The sequence below is a fragment of the Arenimonas sp. genome, assembly GCF_019459675.1.
GTDB lineage: Bacteria > Pseudomonadota > Gammaproteobacteria > Xanthomonadales > Xanthomonadaceae > Arenimonas.
The window spans coordinates 1-13,610 of record NZ_JAIBFH010000056.1 but is presented as its reverse complement, the minus strand read 5'-3'; the positions used below and the strand labels follow the sequence as shown (position 1 = coordinate 13,610).

The window sequence follows — 13,610 nt, the reverse complement described above, 5'->3', positions numbered from 1 at the left end:
GGGCTCTGCCCCCCGACACACTTCGCCGCGCCGGGGGGGCCGCCGCCACGGGGCTGGGCCAGGCCGTGGCCAGCCTGATGGCCGAACTGGGCATGGGAGGCGGCATCTTCAGCGTGCAGCTGGACCCCATGGACTCACCGCGCCCCACGCCCCAGGGCGCCGAGCGCTGCGAGTTCCTGGTCTCGGCCAACCCCGGCCAGCCGCCGCGCGCGCTGCGCAAGGTGGCCTCGGGCGGCGAACTGGCCCGCATCAGCCTGGCCATCGAAGTGGCCGCGCTGGGCCTGGACGCCGTGCCCACCATGGTGTTTGACGAAGTGGACACCGGCATCGGCGGCGCCGTGGCCGAAGTGGTGGGCCAGAAGCTGCGTGCCCTGGGCGCCGAGCGCCAGGTGCTGTGCGTCACCCACCTGCCCCAGGTGGCGGCGCAGGGCCATCACCATTTCCAGGTCAGCAAGGCCGTGGCCGGCGACACCACCCACAGCGCCGTGCTGCCGCTGGACGACAAGGCCCGCATCGAAGAGCTCGCCCGCATGTTGGGCGGCGTGGAAATCACCAAGGAAGTCCGCGCCAACGCCCGCCAGATGCTGACCCGCGCCCAGTCGGCGTAAGCAAGAACGGGGTTATTTTTTCTTTTTGGCGCGGACGTAGAGTACGAGCGAGTGTTCTTCGATGACGTAGCCGTGCTTGGCCGCGATCTCGTTCTGCAGGCGCTCGATCTCGGGGCTGGTGAACTCGATCACCTTGCCCGTCTCGATGTCCACCATGTGGTCGTGGTGCTGGCCGCGGTCGAGTTCATAGACCGCCTGGCCGCCCTCGAAATTGTGCTTGAGCACCAGGCCCGCAGACTCGAACTGGGTGAGCACGCGGTAAACCGTGGCCAGGCCGATGTCGTCGCCGTTGTCGAGCAACTGGCGGTAGATGTCCTCGGCGGTCAGGTGCCGCGGGCTGGAAGATTCCAGCACGTCGAGGATGCGGATCCGGGGGTGGGTTACCTTGAGTCCCGCCTTGCGCAGGTCCGGCGATTCCATGCTGTCTCCTGAATAACGTGGCTCTGGCGTAGCGCTGCGGCCGGCTGGCGGCCGCGGGCCATAGTGTATCATCGGGCGGTCACCGTTCTGGATCAGCACGCAATGCGCAAGGCCCTGACCCTTCTCCTCGCTACCGTCCTCGTGGCCGGCTGCGGAATCGTTTATCGGCAGCCTGTTTTCCAGGGCAACCTGCTGGAATCCAAGAACGTCGAACAGCTCAAGACCGGCCTGACCCGCCAACAGGTGTTCAGCCTGCTGGGCTCGCCGCCGGTGGCCGATCCGTTCCACCAGTCGCGCTGGGATTACGTGGCCACCGAACGTCGCCGTGTTGGCGACACCGAAGTGAAGAACCTGACCCTGTGGTTCGAAGGCGACAGCCTGGCGCGCTGGGACGGCGAGTATTTCCCCGAGGCCGACAAGGCCCTTTCGGTGGAAATGCGCCGGTTCGGCAACCTGGCCCGCGACAAGGACAAGCCGCGCCAGCCGCGGCCCAGCAGCGGCGGCTAACGCTTCGCTGCATCCCGGGCGCGCTGCCGGCGCGCCTGCTTCGGGTCGGCCAGCAGGGGCCTGAGGATTTCCACCCGGTCGCGATCGTGCAGCCGGGTTTCCAGAGTCGCCGTGCGGCCATACACCGCCAGTCTCGCTGGATCCACGGCGCCCTGCGGCAGCACTCCCGCCAGATCGGCCAGGGCGAGCGCATCGGCTACCCGCGCACCCTCCGGAAGCACCACTTCCACGGTCCAGCAGCGCTCGGGCAGCGCGTACACCACCTGCACCCGCAGTTCGCGCCCGGCCATGGTCAGGGCTGGTCCGCCTCGCGGCAGAAGTCGTCCACCATGCGGTCGGTCAAGCCCTGGAAGCCAATGGCGAAGGCCGAGCCCATCAGCTTGCTGGCCACGTCGAACTCCAGCGTCAGGCTGACTTTGCAGGCGTCTTCGGCCAGGGTGTGGAAATCCCAGCGGCCCGTGAGCTGGCGGAACGGCCCTTCCACCAGCGCCAGGCTGATGCGGGTGGGTGCTTCGAGCGTGTTGCGAGTGGTAAAGCTGGTGCGCAGGCCAGCGATACGCAGGTCCAGCCGGGCCAGCATGTGGGTGTCGGACTGCTCGAGCACCTGGGAGCCGTCGCACCAGGCAAAACGGACCGGGTAGGCGGCCACGTCGTTGACCAGGGTGTACATGCGCAGGGCTGAATGCCTGACCAGCGCGTGGCGGTGGATGCTCGTCATCGGGCCTCTGTCAATGCGCCCTCCCCCAGCCGGCCCGCGATGGGCGACAATGACCGCCAAGGAAGGAAAATGTCGAAGAACAACACCACCAAGAATACCGGAACCGGCAAGGACAAGGCATCGGCGCAAAAGACGATCGCCCTGAACCGCAGCGCGCGCCACGATTTCCACCTCGAGGACCGCTACGAGGCGGGCATCGCCCTGCAGGGCTGGGAGCTCAAGTCCATCCGCGCGGGCCGCATGAACATGGGCGACGCCTACGCGCTGGTGAAAAACGGCGAAATCTTCCTGTTCGGCTCGCAGATCACCCCGCTCAGCCAGGCGTCCACCCACGTGGTGGCCGACGACCGCCGCACCCGCAAGCTGCTGATGCACCGGCACGAGATCGACAAGCTGGTGGGCTACGTGGACCGCGAGGGCTACACGCTCATTCCCACGGCCGTGTACTGGAAAGGAAACAAGGTGAAGCTTGAACTGGCCCTGGCCAAGGGCAAGCAGGCCCATGACAAGCGCCAGGCCAGCAAGGACCGCGACTGGCAGCGCGACAAGCAGCGCGTGATGCGGAAACACAACAAAGATGCCTGAACGGATCCCACGGGGCGGCTTGTAGCCTCCCCGCCCCGGCCCCATACTTACGCCATCAGTTCATCGATGCTTCTCCAACGTTTCCGGGGGTGTCCTGGCTTCGACGGGGGTTGCAAAGTCGACTGGTGCATGCCGAGGGGGTAGCTTTCCTCGTTAATCCAGCTGCAAAACTTAGTTGCCAACGACGACAACTACGCTCTCGCCGCTTAAGGCGTAAGCCCCGAACCCACTTGTGCCCGTGCTCGTGGATGTAGGGTCATTATCACGGAACAGCTGCCGGCGGCGACCCGCCAACCAGCAGTGAACTTAGCGGGTGTGGACGACGGTGTGCCTCGCACGTTGTGTTGCCGTCGTACGAGAACTAACAACGAGCTAAGCATGTAGTACCGGAGATAGAGTGCTCTCGGACGGGGGTTCAACTCCCCCCACCTCCACCATTTCAAGCTCCAACGTAGTCCGATAAAGGCCGGAATCTCCTGATAAAACAGGGATTTCGGCCTTTTTCTTGTGCGATGCCATGCGATGCGGTCCATTGACATGCCCCCAAGACTGGGGCCTTATCTGGGGGCATAGGGGTGCCCGGGTGGTCCGGTGCCCCCATATGGAGCCAGCGAGCATGCCCCTGACCGATGTGGCGATCCGCAACGCAAAGCCAACTGACAAGCCGCGGCGGGTCACCGATGGTGACGGCATGTACCTGGAAATCACACCCGCAGGCGGCAAGCTCTGGCGCTTTAAGTACCGCTTCGCCCGGAAGGAAAAGCGCTTGGCGCTGGGCGCCTACCCCGCCACCGGCTTGAAGGAGGCCCGGGAGAAGCGCGACGCTGCCCGCAAGCTGCTCGCCGCCGGCATCGACCCCGGTGAGCATCGCAAGGCCGAGCGGGCGGCCGGGGAGGAGCGCGCGGCCAACAGCTTCGAGATCGTCGCCCGCGAGTGGTTCGCAAAGCAGTCCAAGTCCTGGGCGGAATCCCACAGCAGCAAGATTCTCCTACGGCTCGAGAACTACCTTTTCCCGTGGCTGGGGAAGCGCCCCATAGCCGACATCGCCGCGAAAGAACTGCTGACCGTCATTCGCCGCATCGAGGACCGCGGAGCCATCGAGTCCGCCCACCGGACACTGCAGAACTGTGGACAGGTTTTCCGCTACGCCATCGCAACCGGCCGGGCCGAGCGGAACCCGGCCTCGGACCTGAGAGGGTCGCTTGCACCGGCCAAGTCCACCCACAGGGCAGCGATTACCGACCCCGGCGCCATCGGTCAGTTGCTTCGTGCAAGCCACGACTATCGGGGCTCCCTGGTCACGCGCTGCGCGTTGCGACTGGCGCCACTCCTGTTCGTCCGTCCGGGAGAACTGCGGGCAATGGAGTGGGCGGAGCTGGACCTTGATGCTGGCGAGTGGAATATCCCAGCAGATCGCATGAAAACCCGCCAACCGCACCTGGTCCCGCTGGCGGCACAAGCGGTCGAGGTGCTTCGGGAACTGCAGCCCCTGACCGGGCGCGGGCGCTACGTCTTTCCCAGCCCGCGGAGTCCGAAACGCCCGATGAGCAACAACGCAGTGCTGTCGGCACTACGCCGCATGGGCTTCGCGAAGGAAGAAATGAGCGGACACGGTTTCCGCGCCATGGCCAGGACGGTGCTGGATGAAGTCCTGCACGTCCGGCCGGACTACATCGAGCACCAGCTCGCCCACGCCGTTCGCGACGCCAACGGTCGCGCCTACAACCGCACGACGCACCTGCCCGAGCGGCGAAAGATGATGCAGCAGTGGGCGGACTACTTAGACATTCTCCGCGTTGGAGGAAATGTGCTTTCGTTCGACAAGAAGCTCGCAGGTTGACCCATGGCCAAGGACAAACGAATTTCCAGACCGGACGATCTCGAAGTCGTCGTCGATATCATGCGTCGCGCAGTCCTTCGGACTCCCGTTAATCCCAATCTCCAAGCCACGATGGCTGCCTACCTTCGCGAGACGGTCGACAGCAGTTCGATCTACGAAATTGCGGCAGTGCAGATGATCGACGCCAAAGAGTTCAGATCGGCTCTCCTGGTGCTGACCACGATTGCGGCTGAGAACGAAACGGCGCTGCGGGAATGGTCCAAAATTCACAAGCGATTGGCTGAGCTGCTCAAGGACGAACTGCGAGAAAGAACCGGGGAGCTGACCGGGCTGCTCCGAAGCGCCAGTGATCGTGGAAGGAAGGCGATCAACGCCCGCCACGACAAGCCGGGGGGCTATCGAGATGCCCGGCGCAAGGTTCTAGAGTCTTGGGCGAGCGGAAAATTCAAGACAAAGACCGCATGTGCCATGGCCGCACAGCAGAAATTTGGCATCTCCCACTCCGCCGCGCTCAAGGCCCTCCGCACACCGCGCACCAAATGAGCCGCTACGCCGTAGAAGCGCGCCCTTACGTCGTGGGAGAACTCAGGAACCAACGGAGGCAGCAAAGCTAGACACTCCCCATCGCATGGAGTTGTCCAGCAATGCACCGGCTTCCAGAAATAGGTTATCTCCGCCTCCGCGACATCATCGGCCGCCCTGCTGCCGGTGACGATCCCGGGATCCCCGCTCTCGTCCCAGTCTCCGCGTCTACCTGGTGGGCCGGAGTCCGCTCAGGGCGCTACCCGCAGCCCACGCGAGCCCTGGGGCTCCGCATCACGGCCTGGCGCGTCGAGGACATCCGCCAGATGCTTGTCGCGGCCGCGCCAACCTCAAATGAGGTCGGCCATGGTCACCACTAAGGTCCCGCATTCGAGCGGCGGCGGTCTCAGGGCCCGGAAAGCCCCCCCGCCTGGCAAGAGACAGCGTCGCCAAGACGCCTCGCTTGGCTGGACAACGCTCCCGACGAACTGGCGTGAACGGCTTCCCCTGCCACGTGACTACTTCCCTGCCCATTTGGAGCTCGTCGGCACTGAGCCTGAAACGGGCTGGGCCCGAGCCCATTGCCCCTTTCACACTGGCGGCCCAGCCGCGCTCTCGGTTCACCTGGATGGCTTGCGAGGCGGATGGCGGTGTCACGGCGGTTGTGGCGCGGGCGACCTGATCAGCTTCCACATGAAGCTCAGATCTCTAGGGTTCCGGAATGCTGTGGCTGACCTGCTCCGGTGGCGGTCTTGAACGGTCTCGAGTGTGGAACACGGGACGGGCTGTTCCGCGCCCCCAACGGAGTCCAACTGACCGTCCCGGGTGGATACCCGACCCACGAAACAGCTCCGCTCGTCCAAGCCAACCCAGGCCTACTCGCCGAAGCCCGTAGAGCTGCAGCTCTGGCCGGTCACGACGTGGGATTTGCCGCCCAGCGCGCTGCAGCAGCGGCTCCGCCCATGGAAGGCGATCAACTTCTGACGGAAACCTCAGACTACATCGGCAGGTTTGTCGCGTACCCCACCCCACACGCTCAAGTGGCTCACGTCCTCTGGATTGCGCACGCCCACCTGATGGACGCCTGGGACAGCACGCCGCGCATTGCCTTCCTATCGCCAGAGCCGGGAAGCGGCAAGTCCCGGTGCCTCGAGGTCATGGAGCCGCTGGTGCCCCGCGCCGTTGAGGCGGTCAACGTCACGCCCGCCTATCTGTTCCGAAAGGTCAATGCGGAGGAAGGCCGCCCGACCATCTTGTACGACGAGATCGATACGGTGTTCGGTCCAAAGGCAAAGGACAACGAGGAGATCCGAGGGTTGCTCAATGCCGGGCACCGAAAGCATGCGGTCGCCGGGCGCTGCGTTGTCAGGGGCAAGGAGGTGTTCACGGAGGAAATCCCGGCCTACTGCGCCGTAGCGCTTGCTGGCTTGGGCGGGTTGCCAGACACCATTCTGACCCGCAGTGTGGTGATTCGAATGCGGCGTAGGGCCCCCAATGAGCACGTCGAGCCGTATAGGCGTCGGATCAACGGGCCCGAGGCGGAACAGATAGCCGTCAGGCTGGCCGAATGGATGGGTGGCTTGGAATTAGCCGGCGTCTGGCCCGTCATGCCAGACGGCATCCAGGACCGCGACGCGGACGTCTGGGAGCCGCTCCTTGCTGTGGCCGATGCAGCGGGAGGCAACTGGCCGGATCGTGCGCGCGCAGCGGCGATTGCGCTTGTTGCGGAGTCCAAGCAGAGCACTCCCAGCCTAGGCATCAACCTACTTAGAGACATGCGGGAGGTATTTGGGTCGCGAGACACGATGCCTAGCGAAGAGATCTTGGCTGCCCTGACCGTACTCATTGACTCACCCTGGGGGGACCTTCGCGGCAAGCCCCTGGATGCGCGCGGACTGGGCAACCACCTCCGGCCTTACGGCATCGGGCCGGCGGCCATCCGGGTTGGGAACAGGACTCTCCGCGGCTACAAACGCGCCGATCTACATGACGCGTGGTGCCGCTACCTGGCGGAGCCGCCCCAAGGAAGCGCAACAAGCGCAACAGCCGATACAAGGAGCACCAATGTTGAGCGTATTGCGCCTGTTGCGGATTCCGGGAGCCGCGACCAAGCCTTGGAGGCCGATCAGTGAATCTCCCCCTGGCCAAACTGCTGATTCTCTCTATAGGCCAGCTACACACCATCACAAACTTCACTGCAAACGAGGGCTTACCATGACTAAGGCAAATGGCGAGCGCCTTAAAGCCTACAAAGGACGGATGAGCGCCGCCGGCTTTCGGCGTTTGTCCTGCTGGCTACATCCTGACTTACTCGACGAGTTGGAACGGGAGAGAAGACCAGGCGAGTGCCGCGGCAGAACCCTGGAACGCCTGCTTCTCGGCCAAGCGCGCGCTCGCCCGTCCTATTGGAGCGCCCACGACAAGAGAACGAACTAGCGCGGCTAAGGCCGCAGTACGCGCGCACGCGAGTGTGGACATCCTGGCCCGCATCGCGGGCGCACGAGGGAGGAAACGCCGAACGCATCGCGCAGGCGCGCGAGGGCGGAAATTAGGGAAACATCGTCAGGAGACATGACCCAGATAGCAACTAGGTACTTTCGTGTAGTGCATGGAACAGGCTCCAACCACCGGCCCCAGCCATGAGGAAAGCCCAGAAGGACCTAGAACAGAGCGGCTTATGAACGCGGCTTCTTTGCCGGTTTTTTCGCGGCCGGGCGCTTTGCAGCACTCTTTCGAACAATGAAACTCGTCACAGCGCTCTTGGTTTTTATTACCCGCGGAGCATGCCTTGCACAGTAGTTGCTACCTCTACGCGCGCGAGTCTTACACTCAGGTTCGTGGCAACTAGCCATCGATGATCTCCAAGACTAATACCGTCAAAGCGATGATTGGGGGAAACGCGAGAGCAGCGAAGAGCGTGATCTGTGCCCAATAGAGCCACGCAGCCTTCCTGTTGCAGGCTGACGCAAGGCTGATGTTGGCAGCTACCCAAGTAGGCAATACGTCGCCCTTAATTCCTTCAAGCCGATCAGCTATCACCTTGGTGGGCGACCCCGCACCAGGCTGTGGAGCGTCACGCTCCCTCTTGACCTTCACAATCTCTTCGAACAATTCCGCGCTACCGAACGGTATGCCCGTTCTTGCGACAAACGTGGCCAAAAGCGCCAACACAACTGTGGCGGTCAAAAGAACTAACATCACACAAAAAAGGAGCGCCTCGACCCAACCCAGTGAAAACTGGGAATTTCGCAGGAAGACCAATGCAGCCGCAGCCAAGGCTGCCGCGATTGCGCCGGCGCCTTGGGATTTAGCGTCTATGGCGCGGTAGTCGGCACCCAGTTCGTCTCGCTCTTGCTTCGCGCGATCAAGCGCAAAATCATATAGGTGCTCAAAACTCATTATTCCCCTCTCTAGTAGTTGGCAAAGTTCTCCGCCAGCGCAACCTGCTCTGAGCCGAGACCGGCCGCCAAATTGACGACTTTCTCATGCACCAAGTTATGCACGTCGAAAGTAGGTCTTTAGGGCCAGCATTGCCTTAGACGCCCATGCCGCATTCACCAGGCACCGACCCCAGGGACCTGTGTCAAAGGTTCGGACAAAACTAGAAGCGCTAGCGCACATACAGCCCCTTTTCGTCGCGGGTGAGGCCAGAAATACGGCACGCATCGCGCTCGCGCGCGAGGGCCAAAACCGCGACGCATCGGGACCGAGAACAACGGCGGATGCAAAACCTCTCTTGGCCCAGCCATTGACGCCCTATCTCCACGTCGCGCCAAGCGAATCCGGGAAGTGGCACAAAGAGCCTAATGCGCGTATCGCACTGGCGAAACCCGGGGCCACCGAATGCTTCGCTATGTCTCGACGCAATCCGTACTCTTGAGCTCCGCCAAACTCTCCATACCAGCGGGTACTCCAGCTGTCTGAACTGGCGTCCCGATCTTTTCGGCAGCCGCAAGTGCCTTGTTGAGGCCAAGCAAGTGCACAAGAATGCTTTCTGTCTTTTTGATTCCGTAGCACTCACTAACAGCATTATCCAGCTTGGTCTGCAATACCTTTAGGGGGTTAGCGCCAGGCATCTCAAGATTCCGGTACATATCTCGGAAAGAAAGCCTGTACTGGTCTCTCAGCTCACGTCGGCCTGCCCTTAGCGCTCTAGCTGCAGCTGCCACCTTTCTTACGCTGACAGTGCTCGGTTTCTGCGGCCAAGGAAAACTGTCAAAGACAGTATTCGACGTGTATCTCGGATCAGACTTCATGGTCGAGCAGCGCTCACTAAACCACAGCCAATGCTGTCCAGATTGAAGAATGCCGAATGTGTAATCATCATCATGTGCAAAAACAGTCAATGCGGCATTCGGGCTTATCTTCGACGATATGAACTCAAATATTGGTCGCTTCGTAACTGCGCCGCATACGATGTACCGGCCGAGCTTTGAAATCTCTCTCATCATCTGATCGCGCTGATAGGACATGCGCCACCAGTGATTGAGGAAGTTCCTGTGATGCCAGTTGACCTTGGCTCTCGCGTTACCCTCAAGGACATCCTTGTTCCTTTCGGCTTCTTCCTTTGCCGCTTTTAACCTAGCGGGAAGAACCAAGGACTCAACCCGTCCAAATGCTTCCTTGTACGTTCCGGCTTCCACGCTCTCCATTCCACTAAAGTCGATAACAAATCGCGAAGGGCCACCGAGCAGTGACCCAACCAAGTCATCGGCAGTGAGGAAAGGTTTAAGTACTGCGTTGTACTTGGCATCCTTCGCGATGAGTGATGTCGCGATAGCCGTCTCCATCAAGAAACCTTCGTGTCCGTGCGTCTGCCCCTGGAAACATTTTCCTCGATCCGCATTCGCCACGATGCTTTCCGCACTCGTAACGTCAAAGGCGAATGACAATGACGATGGAATTGAGTCGAGGTCCGCATGGCGCCAACCATCGTCGATATCGTTTCCTTCCTGAATATAGAGTCGCTTCTTGCCAGGAACGGCGCTTTTGATCCAATTCACAACTGATACATGCACCACCGCAGTGCCAGGCCAAATCATGCTCGAAATCGCCTCGGTAATCTGACCGCCATTAGCCACAATATAGTCGAGGCCTCCCATGCGACTGTAATTCTGACGAATAGTATTCGTGCCAACCAACCCAGCCCTTTCGCCAGGCTTAAGATGATCGTGGGCCTTGCGCACCCAATAGACGCAGTAGTCCGCGCGACCATCGATTTCTGGGAAGTGCTCGCGAAGTCGGGATGTGTAGGCTGGTCCAAGCTCCTGTTGGATCTTGTTTTTCGACTGAAAAGGAGGATTCCCGACAATTGCGTTTGATGTCGGCCATTCAAGAAAGAGAGCGTCACCCAACAGGAAGTTCGCGTCGAGGTTGTCGAGCGGCAGCGCCGCGTCACCCGCGAGATCAAGCTCATGACTGCCCTTGCCTCCGATGCCTTCGTCATGCAGCAACGACACAGCCTCGTCGTGCGCAAGCTTCTTAGCGAGCATCAATGTTACTTTTGCTAGCTCAACAGCAAACGCATCATTGTCAATGCCGAAGAAGTTCTTCGGCGAAACAACTGTAAGAACTTTGAACTGCTTCTGGAACTCCTTCTCGCTCACTTTCTCCTTTAGCCTCGACATAAGTCGTATATCGAGTCGGACCATCTCCCTATAAGCAACGTATAGGAAGTTTCCGCTACCGCAGGAAGGGTCCAGCACTTTGAATGTCGCGATGCGCGCCCTTATGCTCACCAGGTCCTTCAAAGAAGTTGCCGCGTCAATTTCCTCGCGCCAAGGGCGCTCGATTGAAGGACCGACAATCCTTTGGATATCCGCTTCGGAGGTGAAGTGGCGCCCGTGTTTGTGCTGGACTGCGGCGTCCATGCTTTGCTGGAAAAGTGTTCCGAAGATAACCGGGTCAATCTTCGACCAATTCTTGCTCGCAATACCGTCCTTGCCACCAATTACATTCAAGTCTTCATTCGTGAGAACTGGGACGTCGACCTTAGAAAAAAGGCCACCATTGAAGTAGGGAACATTTGCGTACCGACCCGCCTTCGCCGGCACAGGGTTATTCATTTGACGGAACAGGCCGTCGAACAGGTCAAAGGCCGACTGCTTGTGATCTAGGCAATCTTTCACAATGCGGCTGACGGTGCCGAGCGGCAGCAGATCAATGTCTTCGGCAAACATTGCCACGACCAATTGCAGCACGAAGCGCTGCGCAGCTTCGCGCTCAACCTTATTTTTTCCTGTTCTCTGCGTAAGACTACGAAAGAGCTCAGCCGTTTGTTCCGCCGCTCCTCGAGACACAACTTCTCGGTTGTTTAGGAAGAGTGGATCCTTGTCCTCCGGAAACATAAAATTGAGAGCGGTGTATCGGTGCGGTAGTTCTTCGATGGATACGCGATCCACAGGCTCGTGCAGCTGCTTATCGAAATCATAGATCCAGAACTCATCGAAATTGCAGAGAACCACAAATCTGGGCCGGGCCGGAACGGCATTCATCCAGTAGGTGAATGCTTGTGCGTAGTGGAGATGCAGCTTTTCTCCCCGACGCTTCATTTCAAATAGAACTCGAGGTTTCCAGACGAGGTCCGCGAAGCTCGTTCCTTTTGAAGAGTTCTTCTTGATTCGAAACTCTAGAGTCGCCCCCGCCTCTTTGTAGCCTGCATGGCCGAACGCAATGAACAAGCGATCGCAGAAAACCTGCGCTTCGCCTTTTTCGTCGCCGTCCAGGAGGCTTACGTAGGAAACAAAATCGGTAATTTTCTGGACTGTGTCAGACAAATGATTCTCCGATTGAAAGTGAAGCGCGACGAACCCGACAACATTGGTGATTTGTCAATTTTGCCTAGAGTACGTGCGGAACCCACATCGATCCATAGCGCATAGCTAAATCCCGGGGCTTCGATGCGCTCTCAGAATATCCGCTGCCGCACAGTAGCAGTAGTAGAACCCGATTGAGCAAAACATGATCAATAGGATCAAGCTGAGGCCAAGCTTTCTCCAAGCCCACTCCAACTCAGATTGCGCTCCGTCACCAGCAATCCGATTGATGGACGGATCACTTTGAATGAACTCGACGTCTACGAACTCAGGCAGCGTGCCCGTGGGTTTGCGCGTAATACTCTGAAACATTTTTTCTCCGACACGGAACCGATACACGCCTATGTCGGAAAAAATGACACGTCCGCGCGAGTCCTCCTGTTCGTCCTCTATGGTCCGAACCAACTCTCCGACGATCGTGCTTTTCTCGCGAACAAGTAAAAGGTCGTTCAAAATATCGCCCGTGCTCCATTCCCAGAACATGAATCCGGCTAATAGGAGCGCTATGCCGATGAAAAACGACTTCAATGGGTCAGAACGCGTTTGCTCAGACATCGTGATATCTCTTTAGACCTAATATCTAGAGTTGAGACGCCATGGAAGGACAGAATTGAATGACATAGAAGCGCCGGCCCTCAGTGGTAGTGACCGTTGGCCTGCAAAATTTCGGTAATGCACTCCCCGCTGCAAACTGGACAATATCCGGAAAGGAATACTTCTCCGTTGATCTCATACTCTTGCGGGCTCAACATTTTGAACCCTTCAATTTCGCACCAGTCGCAGTAACTGAATCTCAGTAATAGCTGCTGCTCGTCACGCGGACGGGCGAGAAAGTCTCGTTCGATGCGTATTGCGTCCATACATTCCTACCCTCACTATTTTGCGTCCCACCATAGACAACGCTGCGAGTTTTCGCCTTGGGTCAGGACGCACCGAACGCCACTGCTTTTGGGCAAAAGATGAGCCTAGCGCAAACACTTTCGCGGCGGAGATCCCCGTCGGATCATCCGTACAACGGTAAAGTTTGAGCGAGCTTCCCCACGGCGTACCCCCATCGCTCCGCATTCGTAATGATTGGATCGTGCAGGGACCAGGGCTTTACCGGCTTTGGGTCCGGATCCATGACCCCGTCAATGATGGCTTCAACTTCGAGAGCTCTTTGGCGGTCTAGGTTGTAGAGCAACCTAGTCCAGATCAAGATAATCCACCGATTGTCTGCAGCTGACCAAGGCGTGGGCCGATAAACTTCCCATAGCCAATAAAGTGACCGCTCGACAGGAACTGGATAAATAGAATGGAACGCATCGCGGCCAAGCACTCGATCAATCAACCCTAGCTTTGGCTCGAATGTCGGCGCAATTAGTCCGCCCAGCCGCTTTGTTTCCAGTGCAGCGGCTGCAATGCAAGTTTGCTCAAGGCGATAGATAGGGTCACCGATATCTGGTGGCCGATAGTGATGCTGCAATCCCGCCGGAAGTCGATCCTTCACCGTTCCACCATTCCCCGCGGAAGCGGAGGCGCCCGCCCGTTCCCTTTGTGATGCTACGCCAACGTCGTGCGAGGACATGCACGTACAACAGTGTTCTCACGGGGGC

At 59.6% G+C, this 13,610-nt stretch carries 11 protein-coding genes, 1 other RNA gene and 1 pseudogene; 7 read left to right on the top strand and 6 right to left on the bottom strand.

The genetic code is table 11. The annotated features are described in order from the left end of the window. A pseudogene (locus K0M70_RS02190) lies at window positions 1-608 on the top strand (DNA repair protein RecN); the annotation flags it as partial. A gap of 12 nt (window positions 609-620) precedes the next feature. Here K0M70_RS02190 and fur read toward each other — a convergent pair. Beyond that, on the bottom strand, window positions 621-1,028 hold the full coding sequence (gene fur, locus K0M70_RS02185) for a ferric iron uptake transcriptional regulator (RefSeq protein WP_290778690.1): 408 nt from the start codon (window positions 1,026-1,028) through the stop codon (window positions 621-623). A 102-nt stretch (window positions 1,029-1,130) separates the two neighbouring features. Here fur and K0M70_RS02180 point away from each other — a divergent pair, with 102 nt between their 5' ends. Beyond that, window positions 1,131-1,535: an outer membrane protein assembly factor BamE gene (locus tag K0M70_RS02180; protein WP_290778687.1), complete on the top strand. Its 405-nt coding sequence runs from the start codon at window positions 1,131-1,133 to the stop codon at window positions 1,533-1,535. On the opposite strand, the gene K0M70_RS02175 is transcribed toward K0M70_RS02180, so the two are convergent. Beyond that, the gene (locus tag K0M70_RS02175) at window positions 1,532-1,825 is read right to left on the bottom strand and encodes an RnfH family protein (RefSeq protein ID WP_290778685.1); all 294 of its coding nucleotides are present in this window, start codon (window positions 1,823-1,825) and stop codon (window positions 1,532-1,534) included. The two genes, K0M70_RS02180 and K0M70_RS02175, sit on opposite strands and share 4 nt — an antisense overlap. A gap of 2 nt (window positions 1,826-1,827) precedes the next feature. After that, window positions 1,828-2,253: a type II toxin-antitoxin system RatA family toxin gene (locus K0M70_RS02170; protein ID WP_290778683.1), complete on the bottom strand. Its 426-nt coding sequence runs from the start codon at window positions 2,251-2,253 to the stop codon at window positions 1,828-1,830. 69 nt (window positions 2,254-2,322) lie between these two features. On the opposite strand from K0M70_RS02170, the gene smpB reads away from it, so the two are divergent. The 5 genes from smpB to K0M70_RS02145 all read left to right on the top strand — a co-directional run bounded on the left by smpB (window position 2,323) and on the right by K0M70_RS02145 (window position 7,332). Continuing rightward, window positions 2,323-2,838: an SsrA-binding protein SmpB gene (smpB, locus tag K0M70_RS02165; RefSeq protein WP_290778680.1), complete on the top strand. Its 516-nt coding sequence runs from the start codon at window positions 2,323-2,325 to the stop codon at window positions 2,836-2,838. Between the two features lie 85 nt (window positions 2,839-2,923). Continuing rightward, window positions 2,924-3,275, top strand: a transfer-messenger RNA (tmRNA) gene (gene ssrA / locus K0M70_RS02160). A 179-nt stretch (window positions 3,276-3,454) separates the two neighbouring features. Then, window positions 3,455-4,678: an integrase arm-type DNA-binding domain-containing protein gene (locus K0M70_RS02155; RefSeq protein WP_290778678.1), complete on the top strand. Its 1,224-nt coding sequence runs from the start codon at window positions 3,455-3,457 to the stop codon at window positions 4,676-4,678. 3 nt (window positions 4,679-4,681) lie between these two features. Next, entirely contained in the window at window positions 4,682-5,221 is a 540-nt protein-coding gene (locus tag K0M70_RS02150) for a hypothetical protein (RefSeq protein WP_290778676.1), read from the top strand. A gap of 941 nt (window positions 5,222-6,162) precedes the next feature. Beyond that, entirely contained in the window at window positions 6,163-7,332 is a 1,170-nt protein-coding gene (locus K0M70_RS02145) for a DUF3631 domain-containing protein (RefSeq protein WP_290778674.1), read from the top strand. Window positions 7,333-8,044: 712 nt separating this feature from the next. On the opposite strand, the gene K0M70_RS02140 is transcribed toward K0M70_RS02145, so the two are convergent. The 3 genes from K0M70_RS02140 to K0M70_RS02130 form a co-directional block, all read right to left on the bottom strand. Next, window positions 8,045-8,599 (bottom strand): hypothetical protein, encoded by a 555-nt coding sequence (locus K0M70_RS02140; RefSeq protein ID WP_290778672.1) that lies wholly within the window; start codon window positions 8,597-8,599, stop codon window positions 8,045-8,047. Between the two features lie 452 nt (window positions 8,600-9,051). Continuing rightward, window positions 9,052-11,976: a DNA methyltransferase gene (locus K0M70_RS02135; RefSeq protein WP_290778670.1), complete on the bottom strand. Its 2,925-nt coding sequence runs from the start codon at window positions 11,974-11,976 to the stop codon at window positions 9,052-9,054. 105 nt (window positions 11,977-12,081) lie between these two features. Then, window positions 12,082-12,570, bottom strand: coding sequence for a hypothetical protein (locus tag K0M70_RS02130; protein ID WP_290778667.1), 489 nt, complete (start codon window positions 12,568-12,570; stop codon window positions 12,082-12,084). Window positions 12,571-13,610 lie beyond the last annotated feature (1,040 nt).

Bases quoted from the DNA above. Each gene is read 5' to 3' on its own strand.
- fur (WP_290778690.1), bottom strand. From the start codon at position 1,028: ATGGAATCGCCGGACCTGCGCAAGGCGGGACTCAAGGTAACCCACCCC.
- K0M70_RS02180 (WP_290778687.1), top strand. From the start codon at position 1,131: ATGCGCAAGGCCCTGACCCTTCTCCTCGCTACCGTCCTCGTGGCCGGC.
- K0M70_RS02175 (WP_290778685.1), bottom strand. From the start codon at position 1,825: ATGGCCGGGCGCGAACTGCGGGTGCAGGTGGTGTACGCGCTGCCCGAG.
- K0M70_RS02170 (WP_290778683.1), bottom strand. From the start codon at position 2,253: ATGACGAGCATCCACCGCCACGCGCTGGTCAGGCATTCAGCCCTGCGC.
- smpB (WP_290778680.1), top strand. From the start codon at position 2,323: ATGTCGAAGAACAACACCACCAAGAATACCGGAACCGGCAAGGACAAG.
- K0M70_RS02155 (WP_290778678.1), top strand. From the start codon at position 3,455: ATGCCCCTGACCGATGTGGCGATCCGCAACGCAAAGCCAACTGACAAG.
- K0M70_RS02150 (WP_290778676.1), top strand. From the start codon at position 4,682: ATGGCCAAGGACAAACGAATTTCCAGACCGGACGATCTCGAAGTCGTC.
- K0M70_RS02145 (WP_290778674.1), top strand. From the start codon at position 6,163: ATGGAAGGCGATCAACTTCTGACGGAAACCTCAGACTACATCGGCAGG.
- K0M70_RS02140 (WP_290778672.1), bottom strand. From the start codon at position 8,599: ATGAGTTTTGAGCACCTATATGATTTTGCGCTTGATCGCGCGAAGCAA.
- K0M70_RS02130 (WP_290778667.1), bottom strand. From the start codon at position 12,570: ATGTCTGAGCAAACGCGTTCTGACCCATTGAAGTCGTTTTTCATCGGC.